Below are 14863 nucleotides of genomic sequence, written 5' to 3' on the forward strand. Positions count from 1 at the left end.
AATCAACCCCCATCAATCTGACGCTGCATATCCTCGACGTCGAACCAGCCTTGCGAGGATAGAACTTTGTAGTCTTCGGTCAGGTCCCATTCTTCCCAGCCCCGTGTGACGACGAGATTGCCGGTTTTGGTATGGTGGCCTTCGAAGGTCCAAACAAAGATAGCGTGGGGCCCAGCCCATCGCATCATATCGCAGCGTAGCTCAAGATCGGGAAAGTCTGATTGAAATCCACGGGCCATTTCGGCGATCGCGGCGCGGCCTTTCAGCGGTTCAGCCCGGTTCATGGATATCTGCCCGTCGGCGGCAAAAAAGCTGGCGACTGCATTATGATCACCCGAACTCCAGGCGATTGCATAGTCGCGCGCAAGGTTGTTCAGCCTATCCCGAATACTCGCCATTTGTGCCCCCGGTCCCACATAATCCGCTGACAGATCGTATGCGAAAACGGCACTCGGCGTCCACGGGGGCGGGTAGCAGGGGGCAAGGTCTTGCCGAAACAGCGGAATTCAGCGCGGGATCAGGTTGGTCACTCCGACGGCCGCAGCGCGCGCCAAATCCAGGTCCAGTGACATCGGGATATACTCGCCTCGCCGCCATAGCTGAGCCTGATCATCATAATAGCGCGACAGGAAATGGCCCGACTGGCCGGTTGCCGTAATAAACACCGAGCTGTCCGGGTCCGCAAAGTCATAAACACCGCGATAACCTGCTCCATGTACGTTCTGAAACGGGTCCTTGCCCTCGCCCGAGGTACGCCCGCGTAGCAGGGTGTTGTCGCCGCCGCTGGTAGATTGCCGGATATTGACGAAGAACCGCAAAACCGGAACCGAGCCCAGTACCGGGTGATCGTGTGTTGCCTGATGCGCATCGCCCCAGCGCAGGGATTGCAGTGCGGTTCCATAGTTTTCGGCGATCCAGATCAGCGCATCGTCCAGCGCCAGCCGCGCCATGTCGGTGCAGGTCTCAGAGGGGGCACTTTGGCGTACGTCACACCAGACCGACGCGCCATCGATGTCGCGGTAGACGCGCTCGATGAACAGCGGCTCGACATGTTTGTATTCGGCGGCCAGTGGGCCCAGCTCGTCCGAGATTAGACGTATTTGCAGCGCCCTTAGCCACGCGGCATAGATCAGCGGTTCGGGCAGGTGCTCGTTCATCTCACCGTTCCATTCGGCCAGCAAGGACAGGGCGATCTGGCGCTGACGTTCCGGGGTGCCTTCGGGGGCGGATGCGCCGGTAAACCAAAGATCCGCGCCGATCAGCGGCAGCAATGAGCGGGCGGTAAAGCTGACGGTATCCAGTTGTGCCTCGATAAAGCTGTCGCGCGTGTGAACCTCGCGCGATTGCATCAGGCGTTCCCAGCGATGAACGCGCTGGGTGTCGCCCCATTCATACGAGACATGCAAGGGGAAGGGGCGGTCGATGATCTTGTTGTTTGTGTTGCCCAGAATACCACCTGCGGGGGCCACGAATTCGGGATTGTCGGCATAGGGCAGGCGACCTTGCCAGAGGTTTTCGGCCAGCCAACCGGGTGTTGGGATGCGGCCACGGCTTTGGTTGCGCAGGTCGCGTTTGGGCATTGCGCCAATCAATTTCAGACCGATCGTGTCCTTGTCGACCAGCGACAGGTTTTGCGAGGGCGAAATGAACAACTCGCCCACATCAATGGCCTCGCGAACAGTGTCGGCATTCATCAGGGCCATAGACGCCGTCATCGACGTGTCGCGCGGGCTAAGCGCCGTCCAAGACAACGAGGCGACATGACCCGGAGGCGTGATCGTATCCAGATTGTAATGACTTCCAGGCAGGACCGGGCCATTTTCCGTCCAACGCAGGGTCAGGGTGATGGGGGTCTCGTCCTTGATCTCGATAATCGAGGGGCGGGTGCGGAACTTTTTGAAGCCATCCGGCGACAGATATTCCTCGGTGTTGTCGGGGTTCAACTGCTCGATATGTACGTCCTGATCGTCCAGGTAGGACGACGTCAGACCCCAGCCTAAACGATCGCTGCGCCCGGTCATGATGGCAGGAACACCGGGAATAGTTGCACCAATCACGCCACCTTTGGCCAACTCCAGCCGCGCCAGATACCAGACACCGGGGGCAGTGAACCCTAGATGCGGGTCATTGGCCAACAACGTTCCCCCACTGGCCGAGCGTGAGGGCGCGGCGGTCCAGGCATTGGACGCTCCGGCCAATCCTCGTTTCGGAAAAGGCGACAGCGGCGTGTCGGGCATAGGTGTGCCGCGGGCGTAACGGGGCAGCCCTGGAAACAAAGCGGCATATTCTGGAAGGGCAGCAATACCGGCCCCCGGCACATTCGGCAGGATATCGGTCAACCGCGCCGGATCGTTCAGCATTAATGAAGTACGGGCACGCAGCACTTCGTCCTCAAGATGGCCGGACAGTTGCAGACCCATCAGCTTGATCACCGCAATGCTATCGCCCGGTTGCCAGGGCGAAACGGGCGCGTTGAACAAAAACATCTCGGGCGCACCACGGCCAAGGGCGGCTTCGTTGATCTCATCCAGTCGCGCGTTTACCCCGGCGGCATAGGCGCGTAAGGCGGTTTTGGTGTAATCGTCCTGCGCCTCGACCGAGCGGTGGGCCAGACCGTAAAGGTCCAGTCGGCGCAGCAGCTTGTCGATGTGGACGGTACGCGCGCCGAAAATTTCCGACAGGCGCCCCTGGGCGGTACGGCGCATGACCGTCATCTGCCACAGACGGTCCTGCGCATGGGCATAGCCCAGACCGAAGAACACATCCGGATCATTTTCGGCCAGGACATGAGGGACATTGGCGGTATCGCGGATGATCTCGACCGGGGCGTTCAGCCCCCGAACCGCGACCGTTTGATCGTAATCCGGCAGGGACTGGCTCGCCAGGAAATACACCAATGCCACAGCGGCCAAAGCCAGCAGGACCAGACCCGTTGTAATGCGTACGAGCCAGCGAAAAACAAATCCCATCTGCGGCCTACAATCCTGATCCTATTCCGATTGAGGTCAGACTAGATGATGGCTGGATCGACCGAAAGAGGAACAGCCCGGGAATATTCGTGTTTACAGCGCTATAAATGAAAAACCCCGCCGCAGCTGGGAACCTGTGGCGGGGACTAATGAGGGGGGAGTGGTAGTCCGATGTTTATGGAATGATCCGCGTGTATTTGGTGCCTTCGACAGTGGCGCCGAATTTCAAACCGGCTTGGCCGAATACCACCGCCAGCACAGGCGAACGCAGAGTCGTTGTGTCAGTGGACAGGGAGTTTCCAGTTGCATCAACCACATAGCCAATATCGGCACCGGCAGTCCATCCGCTGGAACGGCGGAAATCGTTCAATGCGTCCTGGGTCATGAAGAACAGGACATGTGCATATTGTTGCGCGCCGATTTGCAGGCCGGCGGTTCCGGAAATTGCAGAATAGTAATCAACCGTTGCGCCCTGAATGCGCAAGGCGCCTTGGCCGTAGGCGCCACCAAAGAAGATTAATCCGGCGTCGGTGATCAGGGGCATGATCAACATGCCGTTGGCTTTGTTTGCGATCTCAACCGTGTTGGGATATTTCGCATACATTTCGGTCAGTGTGGCATCGACGCGGGCATCGATGGTGGCGGCGTTGGAATTGCCGACACCGTTGCCGCAAGCTGCGGTTACCGTCAAACCGGCCATGCCAAAGGCAAAGCCACGACGGCTTAGTTGGGGTGCATTGGAACTGCTCATGTCTATTTTTCTCTGTATGACTGCCTGATATGTCGGGTGTTCCCGATCTTATGTGCAAGAATACGCCGATTGCCGTCGCGTGTCACGGGAAAGCTGAGTGACAGCGGATCACAATCGGCGAAAAATTGCGACAATTGGGGGCATTAGCCTTGCAAGGCGCGCGCGACCTGTGGGGCGAAATAGGTGAGGATGCCGTCGCAGCCAGCGCGCTTGAAGGCCAACAGGCTTTCCAGCATCACTCTATCACCATCGATCCAACCGTTCCGTGCCGCGGCCTGTATCATCGCGTATTCACCCGACACCTGATAGGCATATGTCGGAGCGCCAAAGGTGTCCTTTACCCGTCGGCAGATATCCAGATAGGGCATGCCGGGCTTGATCATCACCATATCCGCACCTTCGGTCAGGTCGCGTTCGATCAGGCGCAGGGCTTCGTTCGAATTGGCCGGATCCATCTGATAGGTCTTCTTGTCGCCCGTAAGCGCGCCCGAAGCACCGACCGCATCACGGAAGGGTCCGTAAAAGGCGCTGGCGTATTTCGCGGCATAGCTGAGGATCATCACGTTCTGGTGCCCAGCAGATTCCAACGCCCGGCGCATTTCACCGATCCGCCCATCCATCATGTCGGACGGACCGATGATATCGGCACCTGCCTCAGCCTGTGCCAATGTCATCCTGACCAGCGCTTCGATAGTCTTGTCGTTCACAATTTCGCCATCGATGACATAGCCGTCGTGACCGTTGATGTTGTACGGGTCCAGTGCCACGTCGGTCATTACCGCGATATCCGGGGCTGCGGCCTTTATGGCGCGGATGGCCCGGTTGGACACATTGTCAGGGTTCCAGGCCTCGGCGCAATCCTCGGTTTTCAGGTTGGCGTCGGTGTAGGGAAATATGCAGATCGCTGGGATTCCCAACGCCTGCGCCTCAACCGCGGCCTTAGCTATCAGGTCCACCGACCGGCGCATCACACCGGGCATCGAGGGTACGGGCTCCTCCACACCCTCGCCGTCGCGCACAAAAACCGGCCAGATCAAATCATCTGTGGTCAGCGTATTTTCCCGAACAAGGCCGCGCACGGCCTGCGATTGGCGCGCCCGGCGGAAACGGGTCAGGGGATAGGGGGCGATGGTCGGCTTCATGTCGCGCTCTCCTTGAATATTCCCGCATTGGGTGGCATGAATTCCACGTGGTCTCAAGGGTAACGATGGTCGCGCCTGCGCAGTGAAGGCCCCTAAGGACAGTGAACAAAGGGCTGACGCTTGGACTTATTCTCTACGCTTTTCGAAATTATCGACATGCGCAGCTTTTCGAATCTGTGGTATTGGATCGGGCTGGCCGTGCTGTGGTCGTCCACAAGCCACTGGACGCTGGGTGTGCCTTATGATCTGCTGGTGCGCGCGTGCCGTGTCGGCGGCGAAGCCGAGCGTGATTTTCTGGACATCGTGCGGATCAACAAAAACCGGATACTGTATATCGTTGAGGTATCGGGGCTGGCCATTCTCGGGTTGAGCTGTTTCATCTTCACCGGTCTGGCGATGCTTGGGTTCGTTTACGGGGTTGAATTCGCGCAGGCTGTGTTCTTGTTGTTATTCCCGGTCTGTATTGTGATGCTGATCAACATTTCGGCGGCGCGAAAGCTGCAGGCCGGCGACGGGACATTGGAGTTTACCGGCAAGATTTTGACCCGCTGCCGGATTTATACGCAGATTATCGGCATGATCTCGATCTTGATCACGTCGCTTTGGGGCATGTATCAGAACTTTTCGATTGGTGTTCTGGGGTAGGAAATTCGGAAAGGCGAGGCAATGACGGCTCCGAACCACGTAACAGTCGGCGGCGCCCCTGAGGGGTTTGACGCACAGCTTGTCCTGAACGAGATCACGCGATCCGCCGGGCCGGTTTGCCACGTCGCGCGCGATGACAAGCGGATGGAGGCAATGCGGGCAGCACTTGCCTTTTTCGCCCCGGACATGCCGGTGTTCGTCTTCCCCGGCTGGGATTGCCTTCCGTATGACCGGGTGTCGCCGAACGCGGATATCGCTGCGGCGCGGGTCGCAACACTGGCCGCGCTGGTGCATCAGATGCCCGAACGGTTTGTGTTGCTGACCACGCTAAACGCCGCGACCCAACGAGTGCCAGCGCGCGATGTGCTGCGTGAGGCCGCGTTTACTGCCCGGGTCAACCACCGTGTCGACGAAACAGCATTGCGGAACTTTTTGGTGCGCATGGGTTTCACGCAAAGCCCGACGGTTATGGAACCCGGAGACTACGCGATCCGCGGCGGCATTATCGACATCTTCCCTCCGGGCGAATCCGGCCCGGTTCGGCTGGACTTGTTCGGTGATGTGCTGGACGGTGCGCGCCGGTTTGACCCAGTGTCGCAGCGCACGACCGAAAAGTTGGACGTGGTTGAACTGGCCCCGGTGTCCGAGGTCATTCTGGATGACGCCGCCATCACACGATTCCGCCAGAACTACCGCATCGAATTCGGCGCGGCGGGCACCGATGATCCGCTGTACGAGGCGGTCAGCGCTGGCCGCAAGCATCAAGGCGTGGAACACTGGTTGCCGTTTTTTCACGAAAAGCTTGAAACGCTGTTCGACTATCTGCCTGGTGCCACGATCTCGTTGGACGATCAGGTCACGCCCGCGCGCTTGGCCCGGTGGGAATCGATTGAGGATCAGTACGAAACTCGGCGGTTGGCGCTGGAAAACCGCTCGCGCATGGACACGGTCTATAAACCTACGCCGCCCGGATTGTTGTATCTGGACGATGCTGCATGGGAGCAGGCGGTGGGTGATCGGCGCGTTTTGCAATTCAGCCCGTTGCCGCAGGCCAGCGGCCCCGGCGTGATCGACGCTGGTGGACGGATCGGGCGGAATTTTGCACCCGAACGACAGCAGGAAAGCATCAGCCTTTTTGGCGCGCTGGCCAGTCATATCACAGACAAGATGGACAAAGGGCCGGTCCTGATCGCGTCTTATTCCGAAGGTGCGCGTGAACGCCTGACCGGATTGATCGAAGACGAAGGTCTGGCTGAGGCGATCCCTGTTTCCAACGGTACCCGCATCGGTAAACGCGGGCTGCACCTGGCCGTTTGGGCGTTGGAGCATGGGTTCGAAACGTCGGATCTGACGGTGATCGCTGAACAAGATGTTCTGGGCGACCGCCTGATCCGCCAACCCAAGAAACGCCGAAAGGCCGAGAACTTCCTAACCGAAACCCAATCGCTATCACCCGGCGATCTTGTGGTGCATGTGGACCACGGGATTGGCCGCTACATGGGGATGGAGGTCGTGACGGCGGCGGGCGCAGCCCATGAGTGCCTTTTGTTGGAATATGCCGAACAGTCCAAGCTGTACCTGCCGGTCGAAAACATCGAGCTGCTGTCGAAATACGGGCACGACGAAGGTCTTCTGGATCGTCTGGGCGGCGGTGCATGGCAGGCCAAAAAGGCCAAGTTGAAAGAGCGCATTCGCGAGATGGCGGACAAGCTGATCCGCATCGCTGCTGAGCGGGCGCTGCGTAAAGCTCCAGTGATGGACCCGCCGCCCCATGCGTGGGAGGAGTTCAGCGCGCGTTTTCCGTATCAGGAAACTGATGATCAGCTGCGCGCGATTTCCGATGTGATGGAAGACATGCACTCGGGCGCGCCAATGGATCGTCTGATTTGCGGCGATGTCGGCTTTGGCAAGACCGAGGTCGCCATGCGTGCTGCCTTTGTCGCCGCGATGTCGGGCGTGCAGGTGGCCGTTGTGGCCCCTACGACGCTGCTGGCCCGACAGCACGCGGCATCGTTTAAGGAACGGTTCCGGGGCTTTCCGCTAGAGGTTCGGCAGCTGTCGCGTTTTATCTCGGCGAAAGAGGCGCAACAAACCCGCGATGGGTTGGCGCGAGGCACGGTAGACATCGTGGTCGGCACCCATGCGCTGCTGGCCAAGGGGATTCGGTTCAACAACCTCGGACTGCTGATCATCGATGAGGAACAGCATTTCGGGGTGGGTCACAAAGAGCGCCTCAAACAACTGCGCTCGGACATTCACGTACTGACCCTGACCGCGACGCCGATACCGCGGACGCTGCAATTGTCGCTGACAGGTGTGCGTGATCTGTCAATCATCGGCACGCCGCCCATCGACCGTCTGGCCATCCGCACCTATGTCAGCGAATTCGATGCGGTCACGGTGCGCGAGGCGCTGCTGCGCGAACATTATCGCGGCGGGCAAAGTTTCTATGTCGTCCCGCGTATCTCGGACCTGCCCGAGATTGAGGAATTCCTGAAGGACCAACTACCGGAACTGACTTACGTTGTCGCGCATGGGCAAATGGCGGCGGGCGAACTCGATGACCGCATGAATGCCTTCTATGACGGGAAGTATGATGTGCTGTTGGCAACGACGATTGTGGAAAGTGGGCTGGATATTCCGACGGCCAACACAATGGTCGTGCATCGCGCAGATATGTTCGGTCTGGCGCAGCTTTACCAGATCCGCGGACGGGTGGGGCGATCAAAGGCCCGCGCCTATGCCTATCTGACCACCAAACCGCGCCAGCGATTGACGGCCACCGCCGAGAAACGCCTGCGGGTTCTAGGCTCTCTTGATACACTGGGGGCGGGGTTCACGCTGGCATCGCAGGATCTGGACATTCGCGGTGCCGGCAATCTGCTGGGCGAGGAACAGTCGGGCCAGATGCGCGACGTGGGCTACGAGCTGTACCAATCCATGTTGGAAGAGGCGATTGCCAAAATCAAAGCCGGTGAGATGGAGGGTCTATCGGACGCAGACGACCAGTGGGCCCCGCAAATCAATCTGGGCGTCCCGGTTCTGATCCCCGAGGATTATGTGCCCGATCTGGATGTGCGCCTGGGGCTGTACCGCCGCTTGTCCTCGCTTTCGACCAAGGTTGAACTTGAAGGTTTTGCGGCCGAGTTGATTGACCGCTTTGGTTCGCTGCCAAAAGAGGTGAACACCCTGATGCTGGTCGTGCGTATCAAAGCGATGTGCAAACGTGCGGGCATTGCCAAATTGGACGGCGGACCAAAGGGTGCGACGATCCAGTTTCACAATGACAAGTTTGCCTCGCCTCAGGGGTTGGTCGAGTTCATCCAGAACCAGCGCGGGCTGGCCAAGGTCAAGGACAACAAGATCGTCGTGCGCCGCGACTGGAAAAAGGACAGCGACAAGATCAAGGGGGCCTTTGCCATCGCCCGCGATCTGGCGGAAAAGGTTGTGGCCGAGAAGAAAAAGGCGAAGGTCTAGTCTCCGCTGACAAAAGTACACAACTGCCAGTCGCCCGCGTCTGACTTGACGAACGCGGCACGGTGGCCGGTCATGGGCCAAAGAAAATCGGCGTGCATATAACCTTGCGTGCCGTCCGTCAGCAGGACGCGCTGATATTCGGCACCGTCTTGATAGTCACGTATAATCGCGATTTCGTGGCTGATCAGGCCTATAATGGACGAGTTGCGATCCGGTCTTTGACGTAGAGATACATCGGAACCTTTGACAAAGAACGCCAACTCTGGGTCCAGCGAGGCGGGCAGGGTGATCTGCCATTGATGCGGCATCCAGAACTCGCCTTCTTCGTCGAAGTAACCGGGCTGAGACAAAGTGGTTTCCAGGTCAGACCAGTATTGCGCGCGTAACGCATCCGCGTTTTCACGCTGTTCTTCCGACAGGGCTTCCGGGTCGAGGGTCAGATTGGAACGTAATTCCTCGGGGCCGCCTTCACCGCCATGGCTTAGGTAGATATCGGGGCAGGACGCCGCAACCACAGCGTCGGTATCCCGTGCAGCCACTTGGTCCAATAATGCCTCGCGAAAGGCGATCAACGATGGATCACGGTCTGCCTGATCGACCGGTGGAAAGGATTGACGGTCGGCAAGTGCTGGGCCGCAGATCACGGCAGCCAGCAGTAGCGCGTATCTCATTCGGCGGCCCTCATCGCGGCTTGGGCGCAGAAACAGGATGCTCCGACCGCGCGGTCGGCACGTGCCAGAGCCAAATCAAGACGTTGTTTGATTTGAGCGATTTCAACACTTTCGCCGCGCGCCTTCAGGCAGTCATGCAGACCTTTGAGGCTCCAAACATTGTCCGGATGGATCGAAGCACGGCTGAGGGTGCCGCCCAAGCCAAGGTCTTCGCGATAGACCGCTTCAGCCTCGGTTACGTGACCTTGTTCAAACAACAACGCCCCTAATGCATGGCGGGTTGGCTGCATCCAGCCCCACGGTTCGTCATAGGGCAGCGTGTCATCCAACTCGACCGAGCGTCGCAGATGGGCGTAAGCGATATCGTTGTTGCCCTTGCGATACTCAATCTCTCCACTCAGCATTTCCCGCGCGATTTCAAGCAGGTCAACGACGCGGTTGTTGTGTAGCAGGCGTGTTTCGGGCACGCAGGCCTTGGCCGACAGGAACAGTTGTTCCTCAGCTTCGGCTTCGGCGACGTCACCGGTTGCAGCATGGGCGATGGCGCGAGCATAGTGGATGGTGGCGGTCAACGTGCGATACAGGTCGGGGTCTGCGGGCAGTTTCAGTGCCTTGGCTTCCTCCCACTGGCCAAAACGGATCAGGATATGCGGCCCCATGGACATGTAGCTTTCGAAGTAATCCGCCATGGGCGGGCTTTCGATGCGCAACATATCTTCGGGGGTGGTGTCCCACAGGCCTTGATTGGCGCGCAGGGCCGGTTCCATCTGGCCCAGGAACAACGCCCCGTAGATGGCGAAATGGTAATTGTGCTGACGATAACCGGTATAGATGTTGAACGCGCCTTCGCGCTCGTAATATTTTAGATCGGCTATGGTGGCCTTTTCGTTCCAATAAACGACGTTGTGGTAGTGCCCGCACAGCACATCGATATGGGTGGGCATATGCACCAGATGGCCCGCATCCGGCACCAGCGTGCGCAGAACATCCCCGGCTTTTAATGCCTTTTCGGGGGTCGGAGACATCTCCATCAGGTGGACATAGAGGTGCAGCAAACCCGGGTGCGACATGGCTGCGGGATCATTTGCCATCGCGTCCTCAAGAACCTTCTGCGCCTCAAGCGTGGCGGCACCTTCGGCAGGTTTTCCGGTCTTCAGATCCCACATCTGCCAGGGGGTGAGGTTCAGCAGCGCCTCAACATATATCGTGCGCAGATCCAAGTGATCGGGTTGGTCGGTAAAGGCTGCGCGCATGGCATCTGCAAAATCGTGGTTCCAGCTGTTCATATCCGGGATCGGATTGCGTTGAGGGTAACGGGCGGGCAGGGCGTGGATCAGCGCCTGTTCAACGGGGGTGCAGGTGTCCAACAGGGCCACCGCTTGCTGTGTCGCGTCATAGGCTTGCGCGAGCGCTTTCTGCTGACCACGCGCGTCGCGTAAATCCCAGGGCAGGTTGTAATTCGGACCGGCGGCATAAGCGATGCCCCAATGGGCCATGGCGCAGTTCGGGTCATGCTCGGCAGCGCGTTGGAAACAGACAACGGCCTCGTCATGGTTATAGCCATAGGTCCAAACCAGCCCCCGATCGAACCAAAGCTGGGCCTCGGCTGAGGTCGTGCTGACCGGACAGGAATATGTGCCCAGATCGTAATAGTCGCTCATTGAAAATCTCCCCTCGGGTCGGGGAAAGATTAGCGTGATTCACCCGGGCTGCACAGGTCAGGCAGGCAGTCTGTTTTCGATCCGGCCCATATGCAGCATCAGTCCGAAACCGGCCACGCTCATCACCAGAATGCCGGTGGTCAGCGGATATAGCGAGCCATCGAACATTTGACCGATCGGGGCGGCGATAGCGGCGGCCAGAACGGTCGAAAACGCGCCGATGACCGACGCTGCCATACCGGCAATATGGCCCATTGGCTCCATTGCGATGGCGTTCAGGTTGCCCATCGTCATGCCAGCCATGAAAAAGATCGAGGTCTGCCAGAAGACGAACACCGCAAAGTTCAGATTGGCCGAAAGCGGCATCATGTTCAGCGTGATGACGCCAATCGTGATGGCGATCTGCGCGCCAAGGGCCCATGTCACCAGCCGCCGCATCCCCACGCGGATCACAAGCGCGGCGTTCAACAGGCTGGCAGACCCCGCCATCAAAGCCACAAAGCCGAACCAAAACGGGAAGCTGTCGGCGCTGTCATGGATCACGTCATAAACTGGCTGCACCATGGTCAGCATAGTGAACAACATGCCAAGGCAAAGGGATTGCACAAAGATTGATACGCGCACCGTGGGATGGGCGAACATCTCGCGTGCGGCCGCGGTCATCAAGGGCAGGCGCAGTGGGCGACGGTTTTCCGGCCTCAGCGATTCTGGTAGGCGCAGACCCAGCCAGATCACGGTGATCACCGAGAACAGGATGAACGAAACAAAGATGCCACGCCATCCCGCGATGGCGATCATTCCGGCCCCAAGCATCGGGGCGACGGCAGGCACCAGCGTAAAGATCATCATGGCGATAGAGACGATCCGCGCCATTTCCCGGCCCGAGTACAAGTCTCGGATGATCGCCATGGCGACCACACGCGGCGCGGCGCAGCCGATGCCCTGTGCCACCCGCGCGAACAGTAGAAGTTCCAGCGAAGAACTGGCCCAGGCCACGGCTGCCGACAAGATGTACAACGCCGAGCCGACATAGATCACTGGCTTGCGCCCAAACGCGTCGGACAATGGACCCACAAAGAATGTCCCGATGCCCATACCCAGAACAAATGAGGTCAGGATCAACTGAGCGTCGTTGATATCATCGGGGCTCAGCTGCGCGCCGATCTCGGGCAAAGCAGGCAGCATCGAGTCGATCGAAAACGCAATCGTCGCAAACATCATTGCGACAAGTGCGATGAACTCTCCCGAAGACATGCGATTGGCCATGGCGCCCTCCTGACCTGATTGCGCTATCACGGCTTTTCAGGTGGCGCTAGGGGGCAGGCTGCACAGGGACCTGTGCTATTTTGCAGGGGAAGCCTCAAGCTGAGACATAATCTCACCGATTACTTTTTCCCACATTTCAGGGGGTTGTGCGCCCGGAACCGCGTGCTGGTTGGCCACAATGAAGGTAGGAACAGAATTTACCCCCATCTGTCGCGAATGGGTGTCGCGGGTGCGGATATCCTCGCGATCAGCGTCGGATTTCAGCAGTTTCGATACCACAGCTGCGTCCATGCCGATGCTGTCGGCGATATCGGCCAACACTTCGTGATCGCCAATATCACGTCCCTGCACGAAATATGCATCGAACAGAGCGTTTACGGCTGCGTCTTGCTTGCCCTCGATCCCGGCCCAGTGGATCAGGCGGTGCGCGTCCAACGTGTTAGGTGTGCGTTTCATCCCTTCGAAGTCGATGCTCAGCCCGGCATTCTGCGCATGCTCAACCACCGGGGCATAGGCGCGCACGGCACCGTCTTTGCCGCCGAACTTGCGCTCCAGATATTCGCGGCGATCCATGCCTTCGTTCGGCATGTCGGGGTTTAACTGAAACGGATGCCATTCGATAACGAACGGGTGGTCCGGGATAGCGGCCAGAGCTTTGTCCAGATGGGTTTTGCCGATATAGCACCATGGGCAGATCGGATCGGACATGATGTCGAGTTTGACGGTCTGAGTCATGGTGTATTCGCCTTGAAATAGGCCGGGAGCGCCCGACGCAGGAGTTTGCCATTACCACCGATTGGCAGCTCGGGCAGGTGAATGAACGCGCGTGGCTGTTTGTAGCGCGCCAGATTTGCCTCCACATAGGTTTGCAAAGCGTCTTCGTCCAGCTTTTCCGGACCGGTATAGAAAGCGGCTATCACGAATGTGTCCTGTTTAACCTCAACTGCCGCTGCACCCACTTGCGCGATGCCGGGGAATTTGGTTAGGGCGGCCTCAACCTCGACCGGGGACACGCGATAGCCACCCGCGTTCATCATATCGTCGTCGCGGCCCAGATAGGTGATCTGTCCGTCCATCGCCATGGCCCCTTGATCACCGGTCAGAAACCAGTCGCCCTGCATGCGGGCCTTGGCCTCGTCAGGTGCATTCAGATAGGTCAGCATCAGACCGGGGTCGGATCGGTGGATGGCAATGGTACCTTCTTGGCCACGCGGAACCGGCCCGTCCGGCCCCAATATCGCCACCCGGCGACCCGGTTGAGGTTGCCCCAACGCCTCGCCCTGCGCCGGATGTGCAGGGCTGGACGAGATGAAGGTCGAACATTCGGACATACCGAAGGCTTCGTACAATTCTGTCCCGGTCAGGTCGCTCCATTGCGCGTGCAGGTGCCGCGACAGCTTTTCGCCTGCGCACAGGCCGTGACGCAGGTCCGGTAAATGCAGATCAACGGCGGATTTAAGCAATTTGCGAAACACGCCGGGCGCGGCAGCAAAGATCGTTGCCCGATTTTGTCTTAACAGCTCTGGAAGGGCATCAGGGTCGGTGCCTGGATCGGGGATCAACGCGGTCGCGCCGATCGACCAGGGATCCATCAGCCCGGTGCCCAGAGTATAGGTCCAGTTGAACGCCCCGGCATGACACAGACGGTCCGTATCCCGCAACCCGTACCAGCCATCCACCATCATCTGGCGCGCCCAGATGGCGCGGTGGGCATGGGCCACAGCGCGTGGTTTACCAGAAGTGCCAGAGGTATAGACGACATAGGCCAACCGGTGCGGGTCACCGAGTTGGAACTCGGCAGGGGGCAGTGCGCGCATCCCCGACAGATCGTCCAGCGTAATCTGCAACGGATGATTGGCGCAGGCGACGGCTGGGTCGCGCAGAATGGCTGTGGGTTGCAGATCAGAAATCATGCGCACGGTTTCGGGCTCGGTCAGCTGTGACGAGGTGGGAACCGGCACGATCCCGGCAGCTATGGCCCCAAGATAGGCGATGGGGAAATCAACCGTATTCCCCAGTCGCATCAACGCAATGTCTCCGGGATTCAATCCGGTCTTCAACAGCCCGGTGGCGGTGCCCAGAATGGCCGATTTCAATACGCCATAGGTCCAATCCCGCGCCCCGTCATTGCCTAAAACCGACAAAGCGGTTTTGTCCGGGTGGTCATCCGCGTGCCGCAGAACGTGCGCGGCCAGATTGAATGGTGCGGGGCAGGCCGGAGGCGGCCCCTGATCGAAAACAGAAAGCATGGCCACTGGCTATCGCGGCGCTTGGCGCGTTG

General features: G+C 59.1%; 11 protein-coding genes. 2 read left to right on the forward strand and 9 right to left on the reverse strand.

The genetic code is table 11. The features are described 5' to 3' along the window. Positions 1–2 precede the first annotated feature (2 nt). From ACR0AJ_RS07485 to hemB, 4 genes are all read right to left on the reverse strand, one after another. Positions 3–398: an SgcJ/EcaC family oxidoreductase gene (locus tag ACR0AJ_RS07485; RefSeq protein ID WP_170358723.1), complete on the reverse strand. Its 396-nt coding sequence runs from the start codon at positions 396–398 to the stop codon at positions 3–5. A gap of 108 nt (positions 399–506) precedes the next feature. Next, the gene (locus ACR0AJ_RS07490; protein ID WP_170348880.1) at positions 507–2969 is read right to left on the reverse strand and encodes a penicillin acylase family protein; all 2463 of its coding nucleotides are present in this window, start codon (positions 2967–2969) and stop codon (positions 507–509) included. A 175-nt stretch (positions 2970–3144) separates the two neighbouring features. Continuing rightward, positions 3145–3720, reverse strand: a complete 576-nt coding sequence (locus ACR0AJ_RS07495) for a lipid-binding SYLF domain-containing protein (protein WP_170348879.1) — start codon at positions 3718–3720, stop codon at positions 3145–3147. A 143-nt stretch (positions 3721–3863) separates the two neighbouring features. Continuing rightward, positions 3864–4862 (reverse strand): porphobilinogen synthase, encoded by a 999-nt coding sequence (hemB, locus tag ACR0AJ_RS07500; RefSeq protein ID WP_170348878.1) that lies wholly within the window; start codon positions 4860–4862, stop codon positions 3864–3866. Positions 4863–4982: 120 nt separating this feature from the next. Here hemB and ACR0AJ_RS07505 point away from each other — a divergent pair, with 120 nt between their 5' ends. Together ACR0AJ_RS07505 and mfd are read left to right on the forward strand one after the other, a co-directional pair. After that, on the forward strand, positions 4983–5507 hold the full coding sequence (locus ACR0AJ_RS07505) for a component of SufBCD complex (protein WP_480740491.1): 525 nt from the start codon (positions 4983–4985) through the stop codon (positions 5505–5507). 21 nt (positions 5508–5528) lie between these two features. Beyond that, positions 5529–8984 carry a transcription-repair coupling factor gene (gene mfd / locus ACR0AJ_RS07510; protein ID WP_480740492.1) on the forward strand — a complete coding sequence of 1152 codons (3456 nt, stop codon included), beginning with the start codon at positions 5529–5531 and terminating at the stop codon, positions 8982–8984. Here mfd and ACR0AJ_RS07515 read toward each other — a convergent pair. The 5 genes from ACR0AJ_RS07515 to ACR0AJ_RS07535 all read right to left on the reverse strand — a co-directional run bounded on the left by ACR0AJ_RS07515 (position 8981) and on the right by ACR0AJ_RS07535 (position 14831). Further along, positions 8981–9655, reverse strand: coding sequence for an SH3 domain-containing protein (locus ACR0AJ_RS07515; protein ID WP_480740493.1), 675 nt, complete (start codon positions 9653–9655; stop codon positions 8981–8983). The genes mfd and ACR0AJ_RS07515 overlap by 4 nt on opposite strands. Further along, positions 9652–11316 carry a tetratricopeptide repeat protein gene (locus tag ACR0AJ_RS07520; RefSeq protein ID WP_480740495.1) on the reverse strand — a complete coding sequence of 555 codons (1665 nt, stop codon included), beginning with the start codon at positions 11314–11316 and terminating at the stop codon, positions 9652–9654. The genes ACR0AJ_RS07515 and ACR0AJ_RS07520 overlap by 4 nt, the downstream gene beginning before the upstream one ends. Positions 11317–11373: 57 nt before the next feature. Next, positions 11374–12582, reverse strand: a complete 1209-nt coding sequence (locus tag ACR0AJ_RS07525) for a multidrug effflux MFS transporter (protein WP_170348873.1) — start codon at positions 12580–12582, stop codon at positions 11374–11376. A 75-nt stretch (positions 12583–12657) separates the two neighbouring features. Continuing rightward, a complete protein-coding gene (locus ACR0AJ_RS07530) occupies positions 12658–13317 on the reverse strand; it encodes a DsbA family oxidoreductase (protein WP_170348872.1) in 660 nt (219 codons plus the stop codon). Continuing rightward, entirely contained in the window at positions 13314–14831 is a 1518-nt protein-coding gene (locus ACR0AJ_RS07535; protein ID WP_480646872.1) for a class I adenylate-forming enzyme family protein, read from the reverse strand. The genes ACR0AJ_RS07530 and ACR0AJ_RS07535 overlap by 4 nt, the downstream gene beginning before the upstream one ends. Positions 14832–14863: the final 32 nt, after the last annotated feature.

The organism is Ruegeria sp. CJ9, assembly GCF_056536625.1.

Excerpts from the sequence above, each read along its gene's own strand:
- ACR0AJ_RS07515 (WP_480740493.1), bottom strand. The coding sequence starts at position 9,655 with ATGAGATACGCGCTACTGCTGGCTGCCGTGATCTGCGGCCCAGCACTT.
- ACR0AJ_RS07520 (WP_480740495.1), bottom strand. The coding sequence starts at position 11,316 with ATGAGCGACTATTACGATCTGGGCACATATTCCTGTCCGGTCAGCACG.
- ACR0AJ_RS07495 (WP_170348879.1), bottom strand. The coding sequence starts at position 3,720 with ATGAGCAGTTCCAATGCACCCCAACTAAGCCGTCGTGGCTTTGCCTTT.
- hemB (WP_170348878.1), bottom strand. The coding sequence starts at position 4,862 with ATGAAGCCGACCATCGCCCCCTATCCCCTGACCCGTTTCCGCCGGGCG.
- ACR0AJ_RS07525 (WP_170348873.1), bottom strand. The coding sequence starts at position 12,582 with ATGGCCAATCGCATGTCTTCGGGAGAGTTCATCGCACTTGTCGCAATG.
- ACR0AJ_RS07490 (WP_170348880.1), bottom strand. The coding sequence starts at position 2,969 with ATGGGATTTGTTTTTCGCTGGCTCGTACGCATTACAACGGGTCTGGTC.
- mfd (WP_480740492.1), top strand. The coding sequence starts at position 5,529 with ATGACGGCTCCGAACCACGTAACAGTCGGCGGCGCCCCTGAGGGGTTT.
- ACR0AJ_RS07530 (WP_170348872.1), bottom strand. The coding sequence starts at position 13,317 with ATGACTCAGACCGTCAAACTCGACATCATGTCCGATCCGATCTGCCCA.
- ACR0AJ_RS07485 (WP_170358723.1), bottom strand. The coding sequence starts at position 398 with ATGGCGAGTATTCGGGATAGGCTGAACAACCTTGCGCGCGACTATGCA.
- ACR0AJ_RS07535 (WP_480646872.1), bottom strand. The coding sequence starts at position 14,831 with ATGCTTTCTGTTTTCGATCAGGGGCCGCCTCCGGCCTGCCCCGCACCA.